The sequence below is a fragment of the Xanthomonas sp. LMG 8993 genome (assembly GCF_009835065.2).
Classification (GTDB): Bacteria; Pseudomonadota; Gammaproteobacteria; order Xanthomonadales; family Xanthomonadaceae; genus Xanthomonas; species Xanthomonas arboricola.
Map to the genome: position 1 here is coordinate 1 of NZ_QVIF02000017.1, position 16,531 is coordinate 16,531.

12 protein-coding genes are annotated in these 16,531 nt (G+C 68.9%); 8 read left to right on the forward strand and 4 right to left on the reverse strand.

What is annotated here, in order from left to right; all coding sequences use genetic code 11:
• The first annotated feature begins 1 nt into the window (after position 1).
• The 3 genes from DYQ94_RS20435 to fabG all read left to right on the forward strand — a co-directional run bounded on the left by DYQ94_RS20435 (position 2) and on the right by fabG (position 3,649).
• Entirely contained in the window at positions 2–2,311 is a 2,310-nt protein-coding gene (locus DYQ94_RS20435; protein ID WP_505414915.1) for an MMPL family transporter, read from the forward strand.
• Positions 2,298–2,747: a hotdog family protein gene (locus tag DYQ94_RS20440; protein WP_126966192.1), complete on the forward strand. Its 450-nt coding sequence runs from the start codon at positions 2,298–2,300 to the stop codon at positions 2,745–2,747. Before DYQ94_RS20435 ends, DYQ94_RS20440 begins: the two co-directional genes overlap by 14 nt.
• 164 nt (positions 2,748–2,911) lie before the next feature.
• On the forward strand, positions 2,912–3,649 hold the full coding sequence (fabG, locus tag DYQ94_RS20445) for a 3-oxoacyl-ACP reductase FabG (RefSeq protein ID WP_039524640.1): 738 nt from the start codon (positions 2,912–2,914) through the stop codon (positions 3,647–3,649).
• A 309-nt stretch (positions 3,650–3,958) separates the two neighbouring features.
• On the opposite strand, the gene DYQ94_RS20450 is transcribed toward fabG, so the two are convergent.
• From DYQ94_RS20450 to DYQ94_RS20465, 4 genes are read right to left on the reverse strand one after another with little or no spacing between them, the layout of a single operon-like run.
• A complete protein-coding gene (locus DYQ94_RS20450; protein ID WP_126966191.1) occupies positions 3,959–5,581 on the reverse strand; it encodes an NAD(P)/FAD-dependent oxidoreductase in 1,623 nt (540 codons plus the stop codon).
• Positions 5,578–6,399, reverse strand: a complete 822-nt coding sequence (locus DYQ94_RS20455; protein WP_046345039.1) for a glycosyltransferase family 2 protein — start codon at positions 6,397–6,399, stop codon at positions 5,578–5,580. The genes DYQ94_RS20450 and DYQ94_RS20455 overlap by 4 nt, the downstream gene beginning before the upstream one ends.
• A complete protein-coding gene (locus DYQ94_RS20460; RefSeq protein ID WP_126966190.1) occupies positions 6,396–7,169 on the reverse strand; it encodes a beta-ketoacyl synthase chain length factor in 774 nt (257 codons plus the stop codon). Before DYQ94_RS20460 ends, DYQ94_RS20455 begins: the two co-directional genes overlap by 4 nt.
• Positions 7,169–8,365, reverse strand: coding sequence for a beta-ketoacyl-[acyl-carrier-protein] synthase family protein (locus tag DYQ94_RS20465; RefSeq protein WP_024940579.1), 1,197 nt, complete (start codon positions 8,363–8,365; stop codon positions 7,169–7,171). The genes DYQ94_RS20460 and DYQ94_RS20465 overlap by 1 nt, the downstream gene beginning before the upstream one ends.
• Positions 8,366–8,583: 218 nt before the next feature.
• Between DYQ94_RS20465 and DYQ94_RS20470 the strand changes: the two genes are divergently transcribed.
• From DYQ94_RS20470 to zwf, 5 genes are all read left to right on the forward strand, one after another.
• Positions 8,584–8,844 (forward strand): YcgL domain-containing protein, encoded by a 261-nt coding sequence (locus tag DYQ94_RS20470; RefSeq protein ID WP_039529613.1) that lies wholly within the window; start codon positions 8,584–8,586, stop codon positions 8,842–8,844.
• Positions 8,837–12,157: an ankyrin repeat domain-containing protein gene (locus DYQ94_RS20475; RefSeq protein ID WP_126966189.1), complete on the forward strand. Its 3,321-nt coding sequence runs from the start codon at positions 8,837–8,839 to the stop codon at positions 12,155–12,157. The genes DYQ94_RS20470 and DYQ94_RS20475 overlap by 8 nt, the downstream gene beginning before the upstream one ends.
• Positions 12,158–12,183: 26 nt before the next feature.
• Positions 12,184–12,513, forward strand: a complete 330-nt coding sequence (locus tag DYQ94_RS20480; RefSeq protein ID WP_081280688.1) for a low molecular weight protein tyrosine phosphatase family protein — start codon at positions 12,184–12,186, stop codon at positions 12,511–12,513.
• A 63-nt stretch (positions 12,514–12,576) separates the two neighbouring features.
• Entirely contained in the window at positions 12,577–14,376 is a 1,800-nt protein-coding gene (locus tag DYQ94_RS20485) for a glycoside hydrolase family 15 protein (protein ID WP_160954439.1), read from the forward strand.
• Positions 14,373–16,235, forward strand: a complete 1,863-nt coding sequence (gene zwf / locus DYQ94_RS20490; RefSeq protein WP_160954440.1) for a glucose-6-phosphate dehydrogenase — start codon at positions 14,373–14,375, stop codon at positions 16,233–16,235. The genes DYQ94_RS20485 and zwf overlap by 4 nt, the downstream gene beginning before the upstream one ends.
• Positions 16,236–16,531: the final 296 nt, after the last annotated feature.

Below are 16,531 nucleotides of genomic sequence, written 5' to 3' on the forward strand. Positions count from 1 at the left end.
GTTGCTGGCGGTGGCCGGGTTCTGGTTGAGCGAGACGCTCAAGGTCACCGGTGATCTGCGCAAATTCATGCCCGCCCCGCGCACGCCGGCGCAGAAACTGCTGATCGAAGAGCTGGGCGAAGGCCCCGGCTCGCGCCTGTTGCTGATGGCGCTGTCCAACAGCGACCCGGCCACGCTGGCCGCGCAGTCGCAGGCACTGCAGCAGGCCCTGGCTGCACAGCCGGAACTGTTCGAGCTGGTCGGCAATGGCGGCACTGCGGGGCTGGATGCGATCCCCGAGCGCCTGCTGCCGTATCGCTATCTGCTCAGCGACAGCTTCGACACCACGCCGCTGGATGCGCACACCCTGCAAGCGGCATTGCAGTCGCGGGTGCAGGATCTGGGGTCGCCGGCGGCGGCGCTGGTGGAGCCGTTGCTGCCGCGCGACCCCACGCTGGAAGTGCTGCATCTGGCCGAAACCCTGCAGCCGGCCGCGGCGCCGCAGACGCGCAACGCGGTGTGGTTCGACCGTGCCGGTACCTCGGCCTTGCTGGTCGTGCAGACGCGCGCAGCCGGCTTCGACCCCACCGGCCAGCAACTGGCCTACGACGCGGTGCAGGCGGCCTTCGCCAAGGTCAGCAAGGGCAGCACGACCCGGCTTACCTTGACCGGCCCCGGTGCATTCGCCGTGGAAATCACCGCGCGCACGCAGGGCGAGGCGCAATGGATCGGGACGCTGGATACGGTGGGACTGGTGTTGTTGCTGCTGGTCGCCTATCGCAGCTGGAAGATTCCGGTGCTCGGCGTGCTGCCATTGGCCAGCGCCGGCCTGGCCGGTCTGGCTGCGGTGGCCCTGCTGTTCGATGGCGTGCATGGCATCACCGTGGCCTTCGGCTTTACCCTGATCGGCGTGGTGCAGGATTACCCGATCCACCTGTTCAGTCATCAGCGCCCGGGTCTGGATCCACGCGACAACGCGCGTCATCTATGGCCGACGCTGGCCACCGGCGTGGTGTCCACCTGCATTGCCTATGTGACCTTCCTGTTTTCCGGTGTGGACGGCTTGCGGCAGCTGGCGGTGTTCACCATCGCTGGGCTGGCGACCGCCGCGATCACCACGCGGTGGCTGTTGCCGTCGTTGATCGACCCGGCACCGCGCGACTACGCCGATTCACGCATGCTCTCCGCGCTGTGGCGCGGTATCGCGCGCCTGCCACGGCCGCGCATCAGCCTGGCGGTGATTGCGCTGATCGGCATCGCGGTGATCGCGTTCGCGCCGGGGCAGTTCTGGCAGAACGATCTGTCGAAATTGACCCCGGTGCCGCCCAAGGCCCTGGCGCAGGACACGCATCTGCGCCAGGAACTGGGCGCCCCCGACGTGCGTTACGTGCTCGCGCTGTCTGCCGCCAACGACGAGGCCGCGCTGCAGGCCAGCGAGCAGTTGCGCCCGCGCCTGGATGCCCTGGTGCGCGACGGCGCATTGACCGGTTACGACATGGCCGCGCGCTATCTGCCCAGCATCAAGACCCAGCATGCGCGTCAGGCTGCGTTGCCGGATGCTGCGCAAGCGCGCGCATTGACCGACACTGCGGTGGCCGCCACACCGTTTCGCAGTGACGCGTTCGCGCCGTTCCTGCAGGACCTGGACGCTGCCAAGCGCGCCGCCCCGCTGTTGCCGAAGGACCTGGCCGGCTCGCCGCTGGCAACGTCGGTCGGCGGGCTGCTGCTGGGTCGCGGCGATCGCAGCACTGCGTTGGTGTCGTTGACCGGCCTGCGCGATCCGTCGGTACTGGCTGCCGCCGTGAAAGGCAGCGGCGCGCAGTTGCTGGATCTGAAGGACGCGTCAGAGTCCCTGGTGGCCGCGTATCGCGGACGTGTGCTCGGCGCGCTGGTGCTGGCCGCGCTGCTGCTGGCGGTGACGGTGGCGATCGCGTTGCGCAGTCCGCGCCGGATCGTGCGCGTATTGCTGCCGATGGCGCTGACCACGGTGCTGATCCTGGCGATCCTGCGCGGCATGGGGGTGGAGCTCAACCTGTTCCATCTGATCGCGCTGATCCTGGCGGCAGGCCTGGGCCTGGATTACGCATTGTTCTTCGACCATGCCGGCGACGATCACGCCGACCAGCTGCGCACGCTGCATGCGCTGATCGTGTGCAGCCTGATGACGCTGCTGGTGTTCGCGTTGTTGGCTGCCTCCAGCATCCCGGTGTTGCGTGCGATCGGCAGCACGGTGGCGCTGGGGGTATTGTTCAATTTCATCCTCGCCTTGCTGGTGTCGCGCGAGCCGGCGCTGGAGCGCGCAAGACACGGAGATGTACATGCAGGGACGTGAGGCAATTGCCGCGCTGATTCCGCACCAGGGCAGCATGTGCCTGTGGGAAGCAGTGCTGGAATGGGATGCGCAGCGCATCGTGTTGCGCAGTGATGCCCATCGCAGCGACACGCATCCGCTGCGTTGCAATGGCCGCCTGCGCGCGCTGCATCTATGCGAATACGGCGCGCAGGCCATGGCCGTGCATGGCGGCTTGCTCGGCCGGGAATCGGGCAAGCCGGTGCGCCCGGGCATGCTGGTGGCGTTGCGCGCAGTGGACTTGCACGTCGCGTATCTGGACGACCTGCCCGATGCGATCGTCTGCGACGCACAGGTGTTGATGCAGGGCGAGGACAGCCAGCAATACAGTTTTCGCCTGAGCCACGGCGACCAGTTGCTCGCCGAAGGGCGCGCCACGGTGATGCTGGGCGCCGCGCAGGCCACCCAAGCCCCGTAGGAGCGCGCTTGCGCGCGATGGCCTTACCGCTGACGCCGCATCGCGCGCAAGCGCGCTCCTACAAGATGTAGGCGATCAATGCTGGATCTATTCCTGCGCCTGCTGCGAGTCGTTAGGATGAGGCTCTTTCCGCCGTCGTGTCTGCGGCTTTCATCGAGGCTTCCATGAGCACTTCCATTCCACAGCGCCGCGCACTCGTCACCGGCGGCAGCGGCGATCTTGGTGGTGCGATCTGCCGTCAGCTGGCGGCGCAGGGGCGCCATGTGATCGTGCATGCCAATCGCAATATCGCCCGCGCCGATGACGTGGTCGCAGCGATCGTAGCCGACGGTGGCAGCGCCGAGGCGGTGGCGTTCGATGTGGCCGATGCGCAGGCCAGTGCGGTGGCGCTGGCAGGCCTGCTGGAGGGCGGCCCGATCCAGATTGTGGTCAACAACGCCGGCATCCACGACGATGCGCCGATGGCGGGCATGAACGCCGAACAGTGGCATCGGGTCATCGACGTATCGCTGCACGGGTTCTTCAATGTCACCCAGCCGCTGCTGCTGCCGATGGCGCGTACGCGCTGGGGCCGCATCGTCAGCGTGTCGTCGGTGGCGGCGGTGCTGGGCAATCGCGGGCAGACCAACTATGCCGCGGCCAAGGCCGCCTTGCACGGCGCCAGCAAATCGCTGTCGCGCGAGATGGCCAGCCGCGGCATCGCCGTCAACGTGGTCGCGCCAGGCGTGATCGAAAGCGAGATGGTCGGCGAAAGCTTCGCGCCGGAAGTGATCAAGCAACTGGTACCGGCCGGCCGGGTCGGCAAGCCCGACGAAGTGGCCGCGTTGGTGGCGTTTCTGTGTTCGGAGTCAGCCGGCTACATCAACGGCCAGGTCATCGGCATCAATGGTGGGATGGGCTGAGGGCGGCTAACGAAAACGACCGTGTTCGCCACCTGATGGGCACGCCCCCCGACCAGCCCTGCTTTGGGATGTCGTAACGACGCTGAAGCTCAGCCCCTTGTTTGGCGTGAGAGCGATTGACCCGTGCAGATGCGTCGGCTGTAGAGCGGAGGAGCTGCGGCTTGGCCGCAGGGACCGTTGCGGGACAGGCTGCAAGTACGTCCATGTAGGCTCGGGCTGGCCGCCGGTGTCGCCGTGGTGCATCACACGCGCGGGGCAAGCTAGCGCAAATCAAGAAAAAACGCGCCGTTGCCGGCGCGGTTTTCAAACTCACGCCGCGTCGGCGTACCAGGCGGCGGTGAGGATCGGCTCGCCGATGGCGTTGGCGGTCAAGGCGTCCAGTCCGTGGTCCGGCAGTGCGGCATGGCGCTGGCGTGCCTGCTGCAGGATCTCGCGTGCCAGCACCGCCATCTGCGCCACGTTGCTGTGGATGCGTGCGGCAAAGGCATCGTCGTCGAGGGTGTCGTTCAAGGCGCCATTGAGTTCGTTGAACCAGCCGATCAGGTATTGATCGAGCAGGCGCCCATCGTCGGTGGCCAGGCCCTGTGCAGTGTTGTGCTGGCCCCAGTCGTGCAGCACACGCTGCATGGCCAGATTCATGTCGCGCGCATAGAAGAAATCGGACTTCATGCGCGAGAGCAGGCTGAGGTCGGCGATGCGTCCGCTGAAGAACAGCGGCGCCAGCAGCGACCAGTAGTAGGTGTAATCCCAGATCACCTTGACCGGCATCACCTGCGCGTCGCCGAACAGCGCGTACTGGTCCTGATACAGGGTCAGGGTATTTTCGTAGAACGAGAAATACAGCTGCTGATACAGCTCCACATACGGGCTGAGCGATCTGCCGGCGCGGTCGCGGCCGATCAGTTCGCAGATGTAGGTATTGGAAATCGCGATGAAGTCGCTGCCGGGCGAATAGAACGGGTCCAGGAACAAGCCCGCCTCGCCGGTCAGCGCCCAGCGCTGCGGCGAGAACACCTGCTTGCAGCCATAGGAGAAGTTGCGCAGGAACAGGAAGTCCTGCAGCCGGTAGTCGGCCTTGTCGAGCGTGGCGGCGACCTGCGGCTGATGCGTGCGCAGCCAGGTCATCGCCTTGTCGTGGGTGTTCATCGTGTCCAGCGGGTGCATCGACGCATCGCAGACGATGCCCAGCGAATGCGCGCCGGACGACAGCGGAATCAGCCAGAACCAGTAGCCCGGTCCGCACATGTGGTTGGTCGAGCGCCAGCGGTCCGGCGGCGTGCAGCGCTGCAGCCAGTTGCTGTCCTGCGACCAGCCATTGGGGTCGATCAGGCCTTCCACACGCCACCACACCGCATTGGCGTCGTGTGCATTGTCCTGCGCCAGGCCGAGCTTGCGCTTGAGCAGGCCGGCGCGGCCGCTGGCATCCACCACCCAGCGTGCGCTCAGTGTGCCGGCCTCGCCCGCGCGCTCGTAGCGCACGGCGTGGTCGGCCTGGTCATCGGACAGGTCCACGCCCTTGACGCTGCAGTTGTCGACAAACGTGATGCCCTGCGCGCGGGCGCGCTCGCCGAGGAAATTTTCGAAGCGGCCACGGTCGATTTGCCACGACGGCGTCGGCAGGATCTGGCTGACGCCCAGCTCGGTGCAGCGGTCGATGTCCTCGCGCTTGTCGGAGAAGAAGAAGCGGAACCCGAACTTGCGGATCTGCTCGGTCTCCAGATGCTCGCGCAGGCCCAAGACCTCGGCGAAGTAGTGCGCGCCGATCTCCACCGTGGACTCGCCCACCTTGAACGCCGCCTCGCGCACCGGGTGCGCACGCCGCTCCAGCACAGTGATCGCCAGTTCGGGGTCGCGTTGGCGCAGCTGCAGGGCCAGACTCAGGCCGGCCAGGCCACCACCGGTGATAACGACATCGGCACGCTGTGCATTCATGGGGATGGCTTGCTCTTGGTAACCGCCGGCACAGTAGCAAATTCGCCGTCAGCGTCGTCGATCAGCACCGGGTTGGCGCGCACGCGGCGGTACTCGCGCCAGATATGCCCGTAGCTCCAGGCCTGGACCACCACATGCGAGGTGATTTCCCACAGATCGCGTACCAGGCGGAAATGGCTCTTGCGGAACGTGCCCGGCGAGGTGCCGGCGTAGCGGGTTTCGATCGGCACCGCGACCACGCGCGCGCCGGCCTGGCGTGCGGCGGAAATCAGCAGCTGCGCCTCGAACACGAAGCCTTCGCCGGGCACGTCGGGCAGGGTGAACACCGAGGCCGGATACAGGCGCTGGCCGCTCTGGCTGTCGACCAGCTGGAAGCCGCAGGCCCAGGCGATGCCCCAGTCGCCGAAATCGTTGCCGATGCGGCGGATGGTGGGCTGGGTGGCGCGCTTGCGCATGCGGGCGCCGACGATGACGCAGCCGGGGTGGCGGTTGGCCGCCGCCAACAGGCGCGGGAAATCGGCGGCCTTGTGCTGGCCGTCGCCGTCCATGGTCATCACCGCGCGCATGCCCATCCGCTGCGCCTGTGCAAACCCGCTGCGCAACGCGGCGCCCTTGCCCTTGCGCTGCGGGTGCCGGATCAAGGTGATCGGCAGGCCGGCGATGCAGTCGGCAGTGCCGTCATCGGAGCCGTCGTCGATCACGATCACGTTGGAACAATAGGTCAGCGCATCGTTGACCACTTCGCGGATGCGCAGCGATTCGTTCAGCGCCGGCACCAGGATCGCGGTGTCCTCGCGGGTCAGTGGCTGCCGGCTCACTGCTGGAGCTCCACGCGCAACACCCGGCCCGGGCCGGCGTACAGCGCCACGCGTTCGCCGGCAGTGGCGATCAGGTCGAACAACGGCAGCATCGGCGCCATCGCATTGGCGGCGACATGCCGCGCCAGCGGGCCGGCGCCCGGCGTCGGCGTGCCGTCGTCCAGCCACGCCCGCAGCTGCGGCTTGCCGGCCTGGCCTGGCGCACCTAGCACCAGCGCGCCACCGAGCAGCCCCTGGCTGGGGGCGACCCGACCCAGCGGCCCGACCGAGCGGGCGTCGTAGCCGGCCAGCAGCACTGCGTCCATGCCGGCGGCACGTTGGACCAGCGCCTCCAGCAAGCCTTGCGCGAAGCTGCCCAGGCTGGCGCTGATCGCGGTGGCCGGGGTCATCGCCCCGGCGCCGATGGTCCAGTAGCCGGCCGCGGCGTTGTGCACCGAGTTGTGGAACTTGGTCGGCGAGATCGCCGTGGGGTCGCTGGCCAGGGTGGTGCACATGTAGTCGGAGATGGCCAGGTCGCCGTACGTGGAAGTGAAGATCGACGGCAGGCTGGCCGGCTCGCGGCCGGCGGCGGTGCAGGCGGCCAGCGCGGCCTCCAGCGAGACCGCCACCGTGTCCGGTGCGCGACGGCGCTCGTTGGCGGCCAGCAGCTGCGGCGCCGGGCGCGCGCCGGTGTCCTGCAGCGCGCCGCCGCGCACGAACGCCGCAGCGGCGTCCCAGCTCGGCAGGCCCTGGGTCCAGAAGCCGATCCCCTCGATGGTGGCAGCCAGCATCAGCGGGCCTGCCCGAACAGCAGCGAGCAGTTGTTGCCGCCAAAACCGAAGGAGTTGTTCATTGCGTAATCGATCTTGGAATGGGCATTGTCGAAACGGATCTGCGGGCCGCAGGCGGGGTCGGGCACTTCGCTGTTGAGCGTGCCCGGCAGCACGCCGTCGCGCAGCGCCAGCAGCGCGATCACCGACTCGACGATGCCGGCGGCGCCCAGGGTGTGGCCGGTCCAGGCCTTGGTCGAGCTTGCGTGCAGGGTGGCCGGGAAGATCGCCGCCACTGCGGCGGCTTCGACGCTGTCGTTGGCGGGGGTGGCAGTGCCGTGCAGGTTCAGGTAGCCCACCGCGGCCGGCTCCAGGCCGGCGCGTTCGAGCGCGCCGCGCATCGCCAGCTGCGCGCCCAGGCCCTGCGGATGCGGGGCGGACATATGGTGCGCATCGCTAGATTCGCCATAGCCGTACAGCCACAGCGTTGCGTCCGGCGCGGCGGCGGTGCGTTCGAGCATGGCAAAGCCGCCGGCCTCGCCCAGGCTCAGGCCGACCCGGCGCGCATCGAACGGCTGGCACAGCTCCGGCGCCACCACCTGCAGCGAGTTGAAGCCGAACAGCACGCTGCCGCACAAGGTATCCACGCCGCCGACCAGGGCGGCATCCACCACCCCGGCATCGATCAGGCGCGCGGCCTGGGCAAACACCTTGGCGCTGGACGAACAGGCGGTGGCCACGGTCACGCTCGGGCCGCGCAGGCCGGTGGCGTGCTGCACGAAGTCGCCCAGCGAGTGCGGGGTGTGCACGATCGGGCGATCCAGGTCGTCGGGGAAGCGCGCGCCGTCGGCGTCTTCGACCAGCCGCGTGTAGGCCTCTTCGCTGGCGCCGATGCTGGAGGTGGAAGTGCCGATGATCACCGCCACGCGCTCGGCGCCGTAGCGCTGCGCGGCGGCCTGCACCGCCTCGGCCATGCCGTCCTGCTGCAGGGCCAGCCAGGCCAGGCGATTGTTGCGGCAGTCCCAGCCTTGCAGGGCCTCCGGCAACACGATGTCTTCCACGCCGTCGACGCGGCCGATCCAGCACGCCAGCGGCTGCGGGCCGAAATCGTTGCGACGCATGCCGCTGCGGCGAGCAGTCAGGGCGGCGGCCTGGGCATCGAGCCCGGCGCCGAGCGCGGTGGTGGACGTAAAAGCGGTGACGGCGACCGGGGCCATCTGGGACGAATGCTGCGCTTGGCTCACGGTGGTCTGGCTGGCAAAAAGTGGGCTCAGTATATCGATGGCGGGTGCGCCTCCCGTCGATGGCGCAACTGAACGTGCCGGTCATGTCGCTGACGGGGCTGGAGTTTTCGCGCGTTGCCGCGCTTTCGCCATCGGCGCAATTGGGACACAATCCTGCGACACACTTGCCGATCGAGCGCGACCACGCGCGCATGCACGCCTACGTCTATAAAAGCCAACGCAAGCAGGACACCTTCGTCTATCTCGCCACGCGCGACGACTTCTCCGGTCTTCCCGCCGCCGTGCACGCGCAGCTGGCGCCGTTCGCGTTCGTGCTGGAGGTGGCGTTGACGCCGGAGCGCCGTCTGGCGCAGGCCGACGTGGCCACGGTGCGCGAAGCGCTCGCCAGGCACGGCTTCTATCTGCAACTGCCCAAGACGGTGGTGCTGGCGGGCGAGTGCGACTATGACTGAGGCCGCACGGGCCGCACGCTTGCGGGCCGCAGCGCTGGCCGGCCTGGCCGGCGTGGCGTTGTCGTTGCTGGGCGGCATCGGCGGCGGTGTCGCCGCGGTGACGCTGTGGCTGGCGCAGCCGGCGTTCGCGCTGGCGGTGTCGTGGGCGCGCGGTAGCCGCGCATTGCCCAGCCGGCCGCGCGCGGTTGCGCAGGCCTTGCCGCCGTTGCTGACGATCTGGGGTGTGGGCCTGCTGGCGCTGGCCGCCCTGATTAGCTGGCCGCTGACCGCCCTGCGCGACAGCGGCAGCCTGGCCGCCGCATTGGCCTTGAGTGTGGCGGTCAGCGCCGCGTTGCTCGGGTTGTGGCGGACCTGGCCGCTGTGGGGCGAGGTCGAACGCGATGGCGGCGCCCTGGCCCCGCGCTGGCATGCGCTGGCGACGCAGGAGTTGCACGCCTGGCGCGGCCTGCTGGCTGCTGCCCTGGTGCTGGCGATGTGCACGCTGGTGGTGGCGCTGGCCTGGCCGGGCTGGTTGTCGAGCAGCCTGCGCTGGAGTCTGGCGATCGCGGCCAGCGTGCTGCTGCCCGCCGCTCACTTGCTGTTGCAACGCACCGCCGCCCCGGCGCGCAGCGATGCCCCGGCGGCCTTGCAGGCGGCCGATTTCTTTTCCGAAGCGGCGGCCGAGCCGCGTCCGCTGGAGCCGGTGGCCCAGCACCAACTGGTGCCGGAGCTGTTCGAGGCCGCGCGCAGCGGACGCGTGGACCGCGCGCTGCAGTTGCTCGACGCCGGCGCCGACCCGCAGGCGATGCCGCTGCCGGAGTGGCGCGACCAACGCAGCCTGCCCGCGCTGGCCGCGGTACTGCCGGATCTGCGCCTGCTGCGCGAGCTGATCGTGCGCCGCGTCGACGTCAACCAGCCGCACCGCGGCATGACCCCATTGCTGGCCGCCACCCGCGACAGCTGGCACGGCCGCCCGGACGCGGTGATGACGCTGCTGGCCAACGGGGCCGACCCGCGCGCCAGCGACAACGACGGCAACACGCCGCTGCACCACGCGGTGCGCAGTTCCGACCCGGGCGTGGCCGCGCTGCTGCGCGATGCCGCCGCCGAACTCGATGCGCTCAACAACGAAGGCCACTCGCCGCTGGCGATGGCCTGCCAGGTCGGCAACTGGCGGCTGGCCAAGTTCCTGCTGGAACGCGGCGCGCACTCCGAACCGGAGGGTGGCGCGCCGGTGCTGCTGGCGGCGGCCGGCACCGAGGAAGACGACCCGGCCGGCGTGCAACTGCTGCTCAAGCACAAGGCGCGCGTGGATGCGCGCGACCGCCAACGCCGCAGCGCCCTGCACGAAGCGGCGTTGGCTGGACACGGCGACATCGTCGAGGCGCTGCTGGCAGCCGGCGCCAACCTGGAAGCGCGTGACCTGCTCGGCCGCACGCCGTGGCTGGATGCGGCGCGGCAGGCGCGCAGCGGCGTGCTCGAACGCCTGGTCGCGCGCAAGGCCGATGTGCTGGCCATCGACGGCGAGGGCCGCAATGCGGTGATGCTGGCCTGCGCCGCCGACAGCGTGTCGCCGGCGCTGATCCGGCGCCTGCTCGAGCTGCAGGTGCCGGCCGACAGCATCGACGCGCACGGCCGTCGCGCGGTGGATGTGGCCGCCGAAGCCGGGCGCTGGGCGATCGTGCAGTTGCTCGATCCCGGCTACCCCTTGCCGGCGGCGGTCAGTGACGCGCACGGCGAGAGCCCCGGCGTGACGGTGCTGCCCGATCGCCCGCCACTGGTGCTGCTGCGCGAAGGCCTGCAGTTCGGCCAGCGCGATGGTCTGATCGCACTGGCCCGCCTGTGCGGCCCGGAAGAACTCGGCGGCCTGCTGCACGACGCGCATCTGGCCTTGAACGCCGATGCGGTGGACTGGCTGCTGCGCCACGGGGCCGATGCCGAAGTGCGCGATGCCTGCGGCGATGTGCCGATGTTCGCGCTGCTGTCGCGGGGCGTGGAGGCGGTGCCGGCGCTGCAGGCGCTGCTGCGCCATGGCGTGTCGCCGGCCGGGGCCGGCGGCCTGACGCGGCTGCTCAGCGCCTGCGTGCAGCACGATGCGGCATCGCGCGGGCTGGAACAGTTCGCGCTGGAACTGCTCGAACGCGGCGCCGACCCGTTCGCCGCGTCGGCCGCCGGCGATCCGCCGTTGTCGCTGGCGGTGCGGCTGGGCTGGCTGCGCCTGCAGCAGTGGTTGCTGGAACACGGCGTGGACCGCGAAGCGCGCGACAGCCATGGCATGACCGCGTTGCATCTGGCCACCGCGCTGGGCCGCGAGGCGTCGCTGAAATTGCTGGTCAAGCAGGGCGCCTCGCCGGAAGCGCGCGCTGCCGACGGGCAGACCCCGCTGGGGGTGGCGCTGTCGATCGGCCGCCGCGACCTGGCCGACTGGCTGGACTGGCGCATCTGGTCGCTGCCGCAGCGCAGCCTGCGCGAAGCGGATGTGCCGGCCGCCGCGATGGTCGGCGACACCGATGCGGTGCGTCGGCTGATCGATCTGGGCCTGCCGGTCGATGCGATCGATGCCCAGGGCTGCACCGCGTTGCTGCGTGCCGCCGGTGGCGGCCATCTGGGCGTGGTGGCGCATCTGCTCGGTCGCGGCGCCGACCCGCAACGCGCGGCCAATAGCGGCGCCACGCCGTTGTCGGCGGCGGTGAGCATGCGTCAGACCGAGATCGTGGCCGCGTTGCTGCAGGCCGGCGCGCAGATCGAGCACCGCCTGCCCGGCGGCGTCACCGTGCTGATGCTGGCCTGCGCGCTGGGCCTGCCGGATATCGTGGCGCGCCTGCTCACCGCGGCGGCCGATGTGCACGCCAACGACGATCAAGGCCTGGCGCCGCTGCATTGCGCCGCGCTGTACGGCTTCACCGCGCGCGACAAGAGCCGCCTGCTGGCCTTGCTGGATACCTTGCTGCTGGCCGGTGCCGACCCGGACTACCTGGCCGGCGGCCGGGTCAGCCCCTTGCTGCTGGTGCTGGGCGCGCGCGCCGAACCGGGCACCGCCTGCGACGAGCAGGTGGTGCTGGCCGGCGTCGAACGCCTGCTCGACGAAGACGTCTCGCTGGACGTGGCCGATCAACGCGGTTTCGGCCCGCTGCACCTGGCCGCACTGCACGGCCTGCCGTTGCTGGTGCAGCGCCTGCTGCGTGCCGGCGCCGATGCCGACCGCCGCGACGCGCTCAACCGCACCCCGCGCGAGATCGCGATCATGCGCGGCTTCATCGATGTGGCCGGCCAGTTCGAACCCGCCTTGCCGGGGGTGTCCTCGATGGCGCGCTTCCTGCGCGAAGGCCGCTGAGCCAGCGCGGTGGCGCACCGCTGCGGGTGCTGTTCGTGTGCAGCCGCAACCGCCTGCGCAGCCCCACTGCCGAGCGCGTGTTCGCCGACTGGCCGGGCGTGCAGACGCAATCGGCCGGGCTGGCCGCCGATGCGGAGGTACAGCTCACCCCGGAGCTGTTGCACGAAGCGCAGCTGGTGCTGGTGATGGAGCGTCGTCATCTGCAGTTGCTGCGCAAGCGCTTCGCCGCGCATCTGCGCCATTGCCGGGTGATCTGCCTGCAGATTCCCGACGATTACGCGTACATGGATCCGGCACTGATCCGTCGCCTGGAACACACGGTGCCACCGCTGCTGCGTTTGCCGGTGCAGTCGTAACCTGATCCCGACACCGCGCATGCAAAACTTGGCCCTCCCTCGCACGAAGGAAGCGCCTCTACGATGAGCGTGCGTATCGAGGACCACGCCATGCTGGGCAATTGCCACAGCGCGGCCCTGGTCGACCACCGCGGCACCATCGACTGGCTGTGTCTGCCACGTTTCGATTCCGATGCGTTTTTCGCGTCCCTGCTGGGCGATGAGCAGCACGGGCAATGGGCGTTGTCGCCGGCCGGCGACTTTCGCAGCGAGCGTGCCTACGAAGACGACAGCCTGGTGTTGTGCACGCGCATGCACACCGACACCGGCACGGTGGAACTGGTCGACTTCATGGTCGCCAGCGATGAAGGCGACGGCCACCAGCACCTGGTGCGGATCGTGCGTTGCGTGCAGGGCCAGGTGCCGATGCACATGCGCCTGACCTTCCGCTTCAACTATGGCCGCACCGTGCCATGGGTGACGCGCATCGACGGTGGCATCCGCGCCATTGCCGGCCCCGACCAGCTTGCACTGCGCTCGCCGCAGGCGCTGCACGGCGAGGACATGGGCACCGAAACCGACTTCACGCTGCGGCAGGGCGAGAGCACCTGGTTTGTGCTCAGCCACGGCCTGTCGCATCAGCCCACGCCGACGGCGATCGATCCGGAACAGGCGCTGCAACGCACGACTGCGTTCTGGCATGGCTGGGCGCGGCGCTGCACCGATGTCGGCCCCTGGACCGCGCAGGTGCGCCGCTCGCTGGTGGTGCTGAAAGGGCTCAGCTATCTGCCCACTGGCGGCATCGTCGCCGCGCCGACTGCCTCGCTGCCCGAGCACCTGGGCGGCAGCCGCAATTGGGATTACCGCTACTGCTGGCTGCGCGACTCGGTGTTCACCCTGATCGCCTTGCTGCAGGCCGGCTATCGCGACGAAGCAGAAGCTTTTCGCGACTGGGTGCAACGCGCCATCGCCGGTTCGCCGGATCAGTTGCAGGCGCTCTACGGCATCGCCGGCGAGCGCCGTCTGCAGGAGTGGGAGGCGCACTGGCTGCCCGGCTATGAAAATTCCGGGCCGGTGCGGATCGGCAACGGCGCGGTGGACCAGTTCCAGCTCGACGTCTACGGCGAGTTGATCGGCGCGTTCCATTACGCGCGCGAAAAGGGCGTGGCGCCGCCGTCCGATGACGGTGGCTCGTCGGCATCGTTGCTGGAAAAGGTGCTGGAGACGCTGGAAACACTGTGGCGCCTGCCCGACGAAGGCATCTGGGAAATCCGCGACGAGCGCCGTCATTTCGTGCATTCCAAGGTGATGGCCTGGCTGGCGTTCGATTGCGGCGCGCGCGATGGCATCACCAATGCCGATGCGGCCAAGCGCGCGCACTGGGGCCGCATTGCCGAGGACATCCGCGCCGAAGTGCTGGAAAAAGGCGTGCACCCGGATGGGCACTTCGTGCAGAGCTACGGCTCCGATCGTCTGGATGCGGCGTTGTTGCTGATCCCGATCGTGGGGTTCCTGCCGGCCGATGATCCGCGCATCGCCGCGACCGCCGATGCGATCGCACGCGATCTGACCATCGACGGATTGGTCGAGCGCTATCGCGCCGACGACAGCGCCGACGGCTTGCCGGCCGGCGAGGGCACCTTTCTTGCCTGCAGCTTCTGGCTGGTGGAAAACTACGCCCTGCTCGGGCGCACCGAGCAGGCACGCGTGCTGCTCGAGCGCCTGCTCGGGCTGTGCAACGACGTGGGCCTGCTTGCCGAAGAGTACGACCCGCGCAGCAAGCGCATGCTTGGCAACTTCCCGCAAGGGTATTCCCACGTGGCTCTGGTCAATGCGGCATTGCGCCTGCACGGACGCATGGGCAAAGAGGAAACACATCCATGAACGAACAAGCCACCACCCCGCCGTGCATCATCGTGGTGTTCGGTGCACGCGGCGATCTGACCAAGCGCCTGGTGATGCCGGCGCTGTACAACCTGCGCCGCTCCGGCGCACTGGGCGAGCAGTTCGCCATCGTCGGCATGGATCACGGCGATATCAGCGAGCGTTCGTGGCGCACCATGATGGGCCAGTCGATGACCCAGCTGCTCAGCAGCCGTGATGCCGAATTCCAGACCGACGAGTTCGACACCGACACCTGGGAGTGGCTGCGCGAGCGCATGCATTATCTGCGCGGCGATTTCACCGACCTGGGTGCCTATCAAACCCTGGGGGGCGCGCTGGAGAAGCTGCACAAGCGCTACGGCACCCAGGGCAACGTGCTGTTTTACCTGGCCACCGCCGCACGCTTCTTCGAGCCGGTATTGCTCAACCTGGGCGAAGCCGGGCTGGTCAAGCAACGCGAGGGCGAGGGCTGGCGTCGGGTGATCGTGGAAAAACCCTTCGGCCACGACCTGCCCAGCGCCGTCGCGCTCAACGCCACCGTCGCCAAGGTGCTGCATGAGGACCAGGTGTTCCGCATCGACCACTTCCTCGGCAAGGAAACCGTGCAGAACATCCTGGCGTTCCGCTTCGCCAATGGCCTGTTCGAGCCGGTGTGGAACCGCGACCGCATCGATCATGTGCAGATCACCGCCGCCGAAACCATCGGCGTGGAAGGGCGCGGGCGCTTCTACGACCCCACCGGCTGCCTGCGCGACATGGTGCCCAATCACCTGTTCCAGTTGCTGGCGATGATTGCGATGGAGCCGCCGGCTGCATTCACCACCGAAGCGATGCATCGCCGCCGCGCCGAAGTGATCGAGGCGGTGCGCCCGATCAGGCCCGAAGACGTGGTGCGTGGCCAGTACGCCTCCGGTGCGGTCAACCGCAGCGCCGTACCCGGCTATCGCGAAGAAGACACGGTGCCGGACGATTCGGAAACCGAAACTTATGTGGCGATGAAGCTGCAGGTCGACACCTGGCGCTGGGCCGGCGTGCCGTTCTACCTGCGCACCGGCAAGCGTCTGCGCGAGCGCACCACCGAGATCGCGATCCGCTTCAAGCCCGCGCCGCTGGCGCCGTTCCGCAGCACCGAAGTGGGCGGCTATGGCCCCGACTGGCTGGTGCTGCACATCCAGCCCGACGAAGGCATCTCGCTGCAGTTCGACGTCAAACGCCCCGGCGCGCAGGTCAGCCTGGCACCGGTGCGCATGGACTTCCGCTACCGCGACTGGTTCCCCAAGGAATACACGGTGGGCTACGAGCGCCTGCTGCAGGACTGCATGAACGGCGAGGCCGGCCTGTTCCAGGATGCGGCAATGGTGGAAGGTGCCTGGCGCATCGTGCAACCGATCCTGGATGCCTGGAAGCAACCGCCCAGCGATTTCCCCAATTACGCCGCCGGTAGCGCCGGACCCTCGGCCGCCGACGCCTTGCTGGCGATGAACGGTGGACACGCCTGGCGCGCGCTCACCCCCGGCCGCAAGCCACCGCCGCGCCGCGCACCGGAAGCGCGCAGCAGCGCCACCACGCCGATCAAGAAAGCCACCGGGAAGACGGTCAAGAAGGCTGCCAAGGCGCCGGCCAGGAAGATCACCAAGGCGGCAGCCGAAAAGGTCACCAAGGCGCCAGCCAAACGCGCATCCGCGGCTGCAGCAAGACCATCGCAGGATGCGGCTACGTCGCCGGGCAGTGCGGCAAAGAAAGCCGCGGGCAAACGCGCAACCGGCAAGGTCGCAAAGACCGCCGGCAAAACCGCGGCAGGCAAGAGCGCAGCGAAGAAGTCGGCCAGCAAGACCGCGGTGCGCGCGCCACGCCGCTGACGGAGGCAGCCGCCGCAGCTCCACGTAGGAGCGTGCCTGCGCGCGACGAGGCTTTATCGGTAACGCCCGGTCGCGCGCAGGCACGCTCCTACGAACGGCGAAGTGATTGTGGGTTGCTGGTGGGGGCTCGCCATCACATTGGCGTATGACTTGTACGCAATCGGCCGCTCGCGTGCAGGTTGTCGCCTAGGCAACGACGGCGCCGTTACCGCTGACGAACGATGCACCACATCCACGTAGGAGCGTGCCTGCGCGCGGCGGGCTTTATCGGTAACGCCCGGTCGCGCGCAGGCACG

What these genes read in the sequence shown, in the direction of transcription:
- DYQ94_RS20440 (WP_126966192.1), top strand. Translation starts at nt 2,298, where the DNA reads ATGCAGGGACGTGAGGCAATTGCCGCGCTGATTCCGCACCAGGGCAGC.
- fabG (WP_039524640.1), top strand. Translation starts at nt 2,912, where the DNA reads ATGAGCACTTCCATTCCACAGCGCCGCGCACTCGTCACCGGCGGCAGC.
- DYQ94_RS20450 (WP_126966191.1), bottom strand. Translation starts at nt 5,581, where the DNA reads ATGAATGCACAGCGTGCCGATGTCGTTATCACCGGTGGTGGCCTGGCC.
- DYQ94_RS20460 (WP_126966190.1), bottom strand. Translation starts at nt 7,169, where the DNA reads ATGCTGGCTGCCACCATCGAGGGGATCGGCTTCTGGACCCAGGGCCTG.
- DYQ94_RS20465 (WP_024940579.1), bottom strand. Translation starts at nt 8,365, where the DNA reads ATGGCCCCGGTCGCCGTCACCGCTTTTACGTCCACCACCGCGCTCGGC.
- DYQ94_RS20470 (WP_039529613.1), top strand. Translation starts at nt 8,584, where the DNA reads ATGCACGCCTACGTCTATAAAAGCCAACGCAAGCAGGACACCTTCGTC.
- DYQ94_RS20475 (WP_126966189.1), top strand. Translation starts at nt 8,837, where the DNA reads ATGACTGAGGCCGCACGGGCCGCACGCTTGCGGGCCGCAGCGCTGGCC.
- DYQ94_RS20485 (WP_160954439.1), top strand. Translation starts at nt 12,577, where the DNA reads ATGAGCGTGCGTATCGAGGACCACGCCATGCTGGGCAATTGCCACAGC.
- zwf (WP_160954440.1), top strand. Translation starts at nt 14,373, where the DNA reads ATGAACGAACAAGCCACCACCCCGCCGTGCATCATCGTGGTGTTCGGT.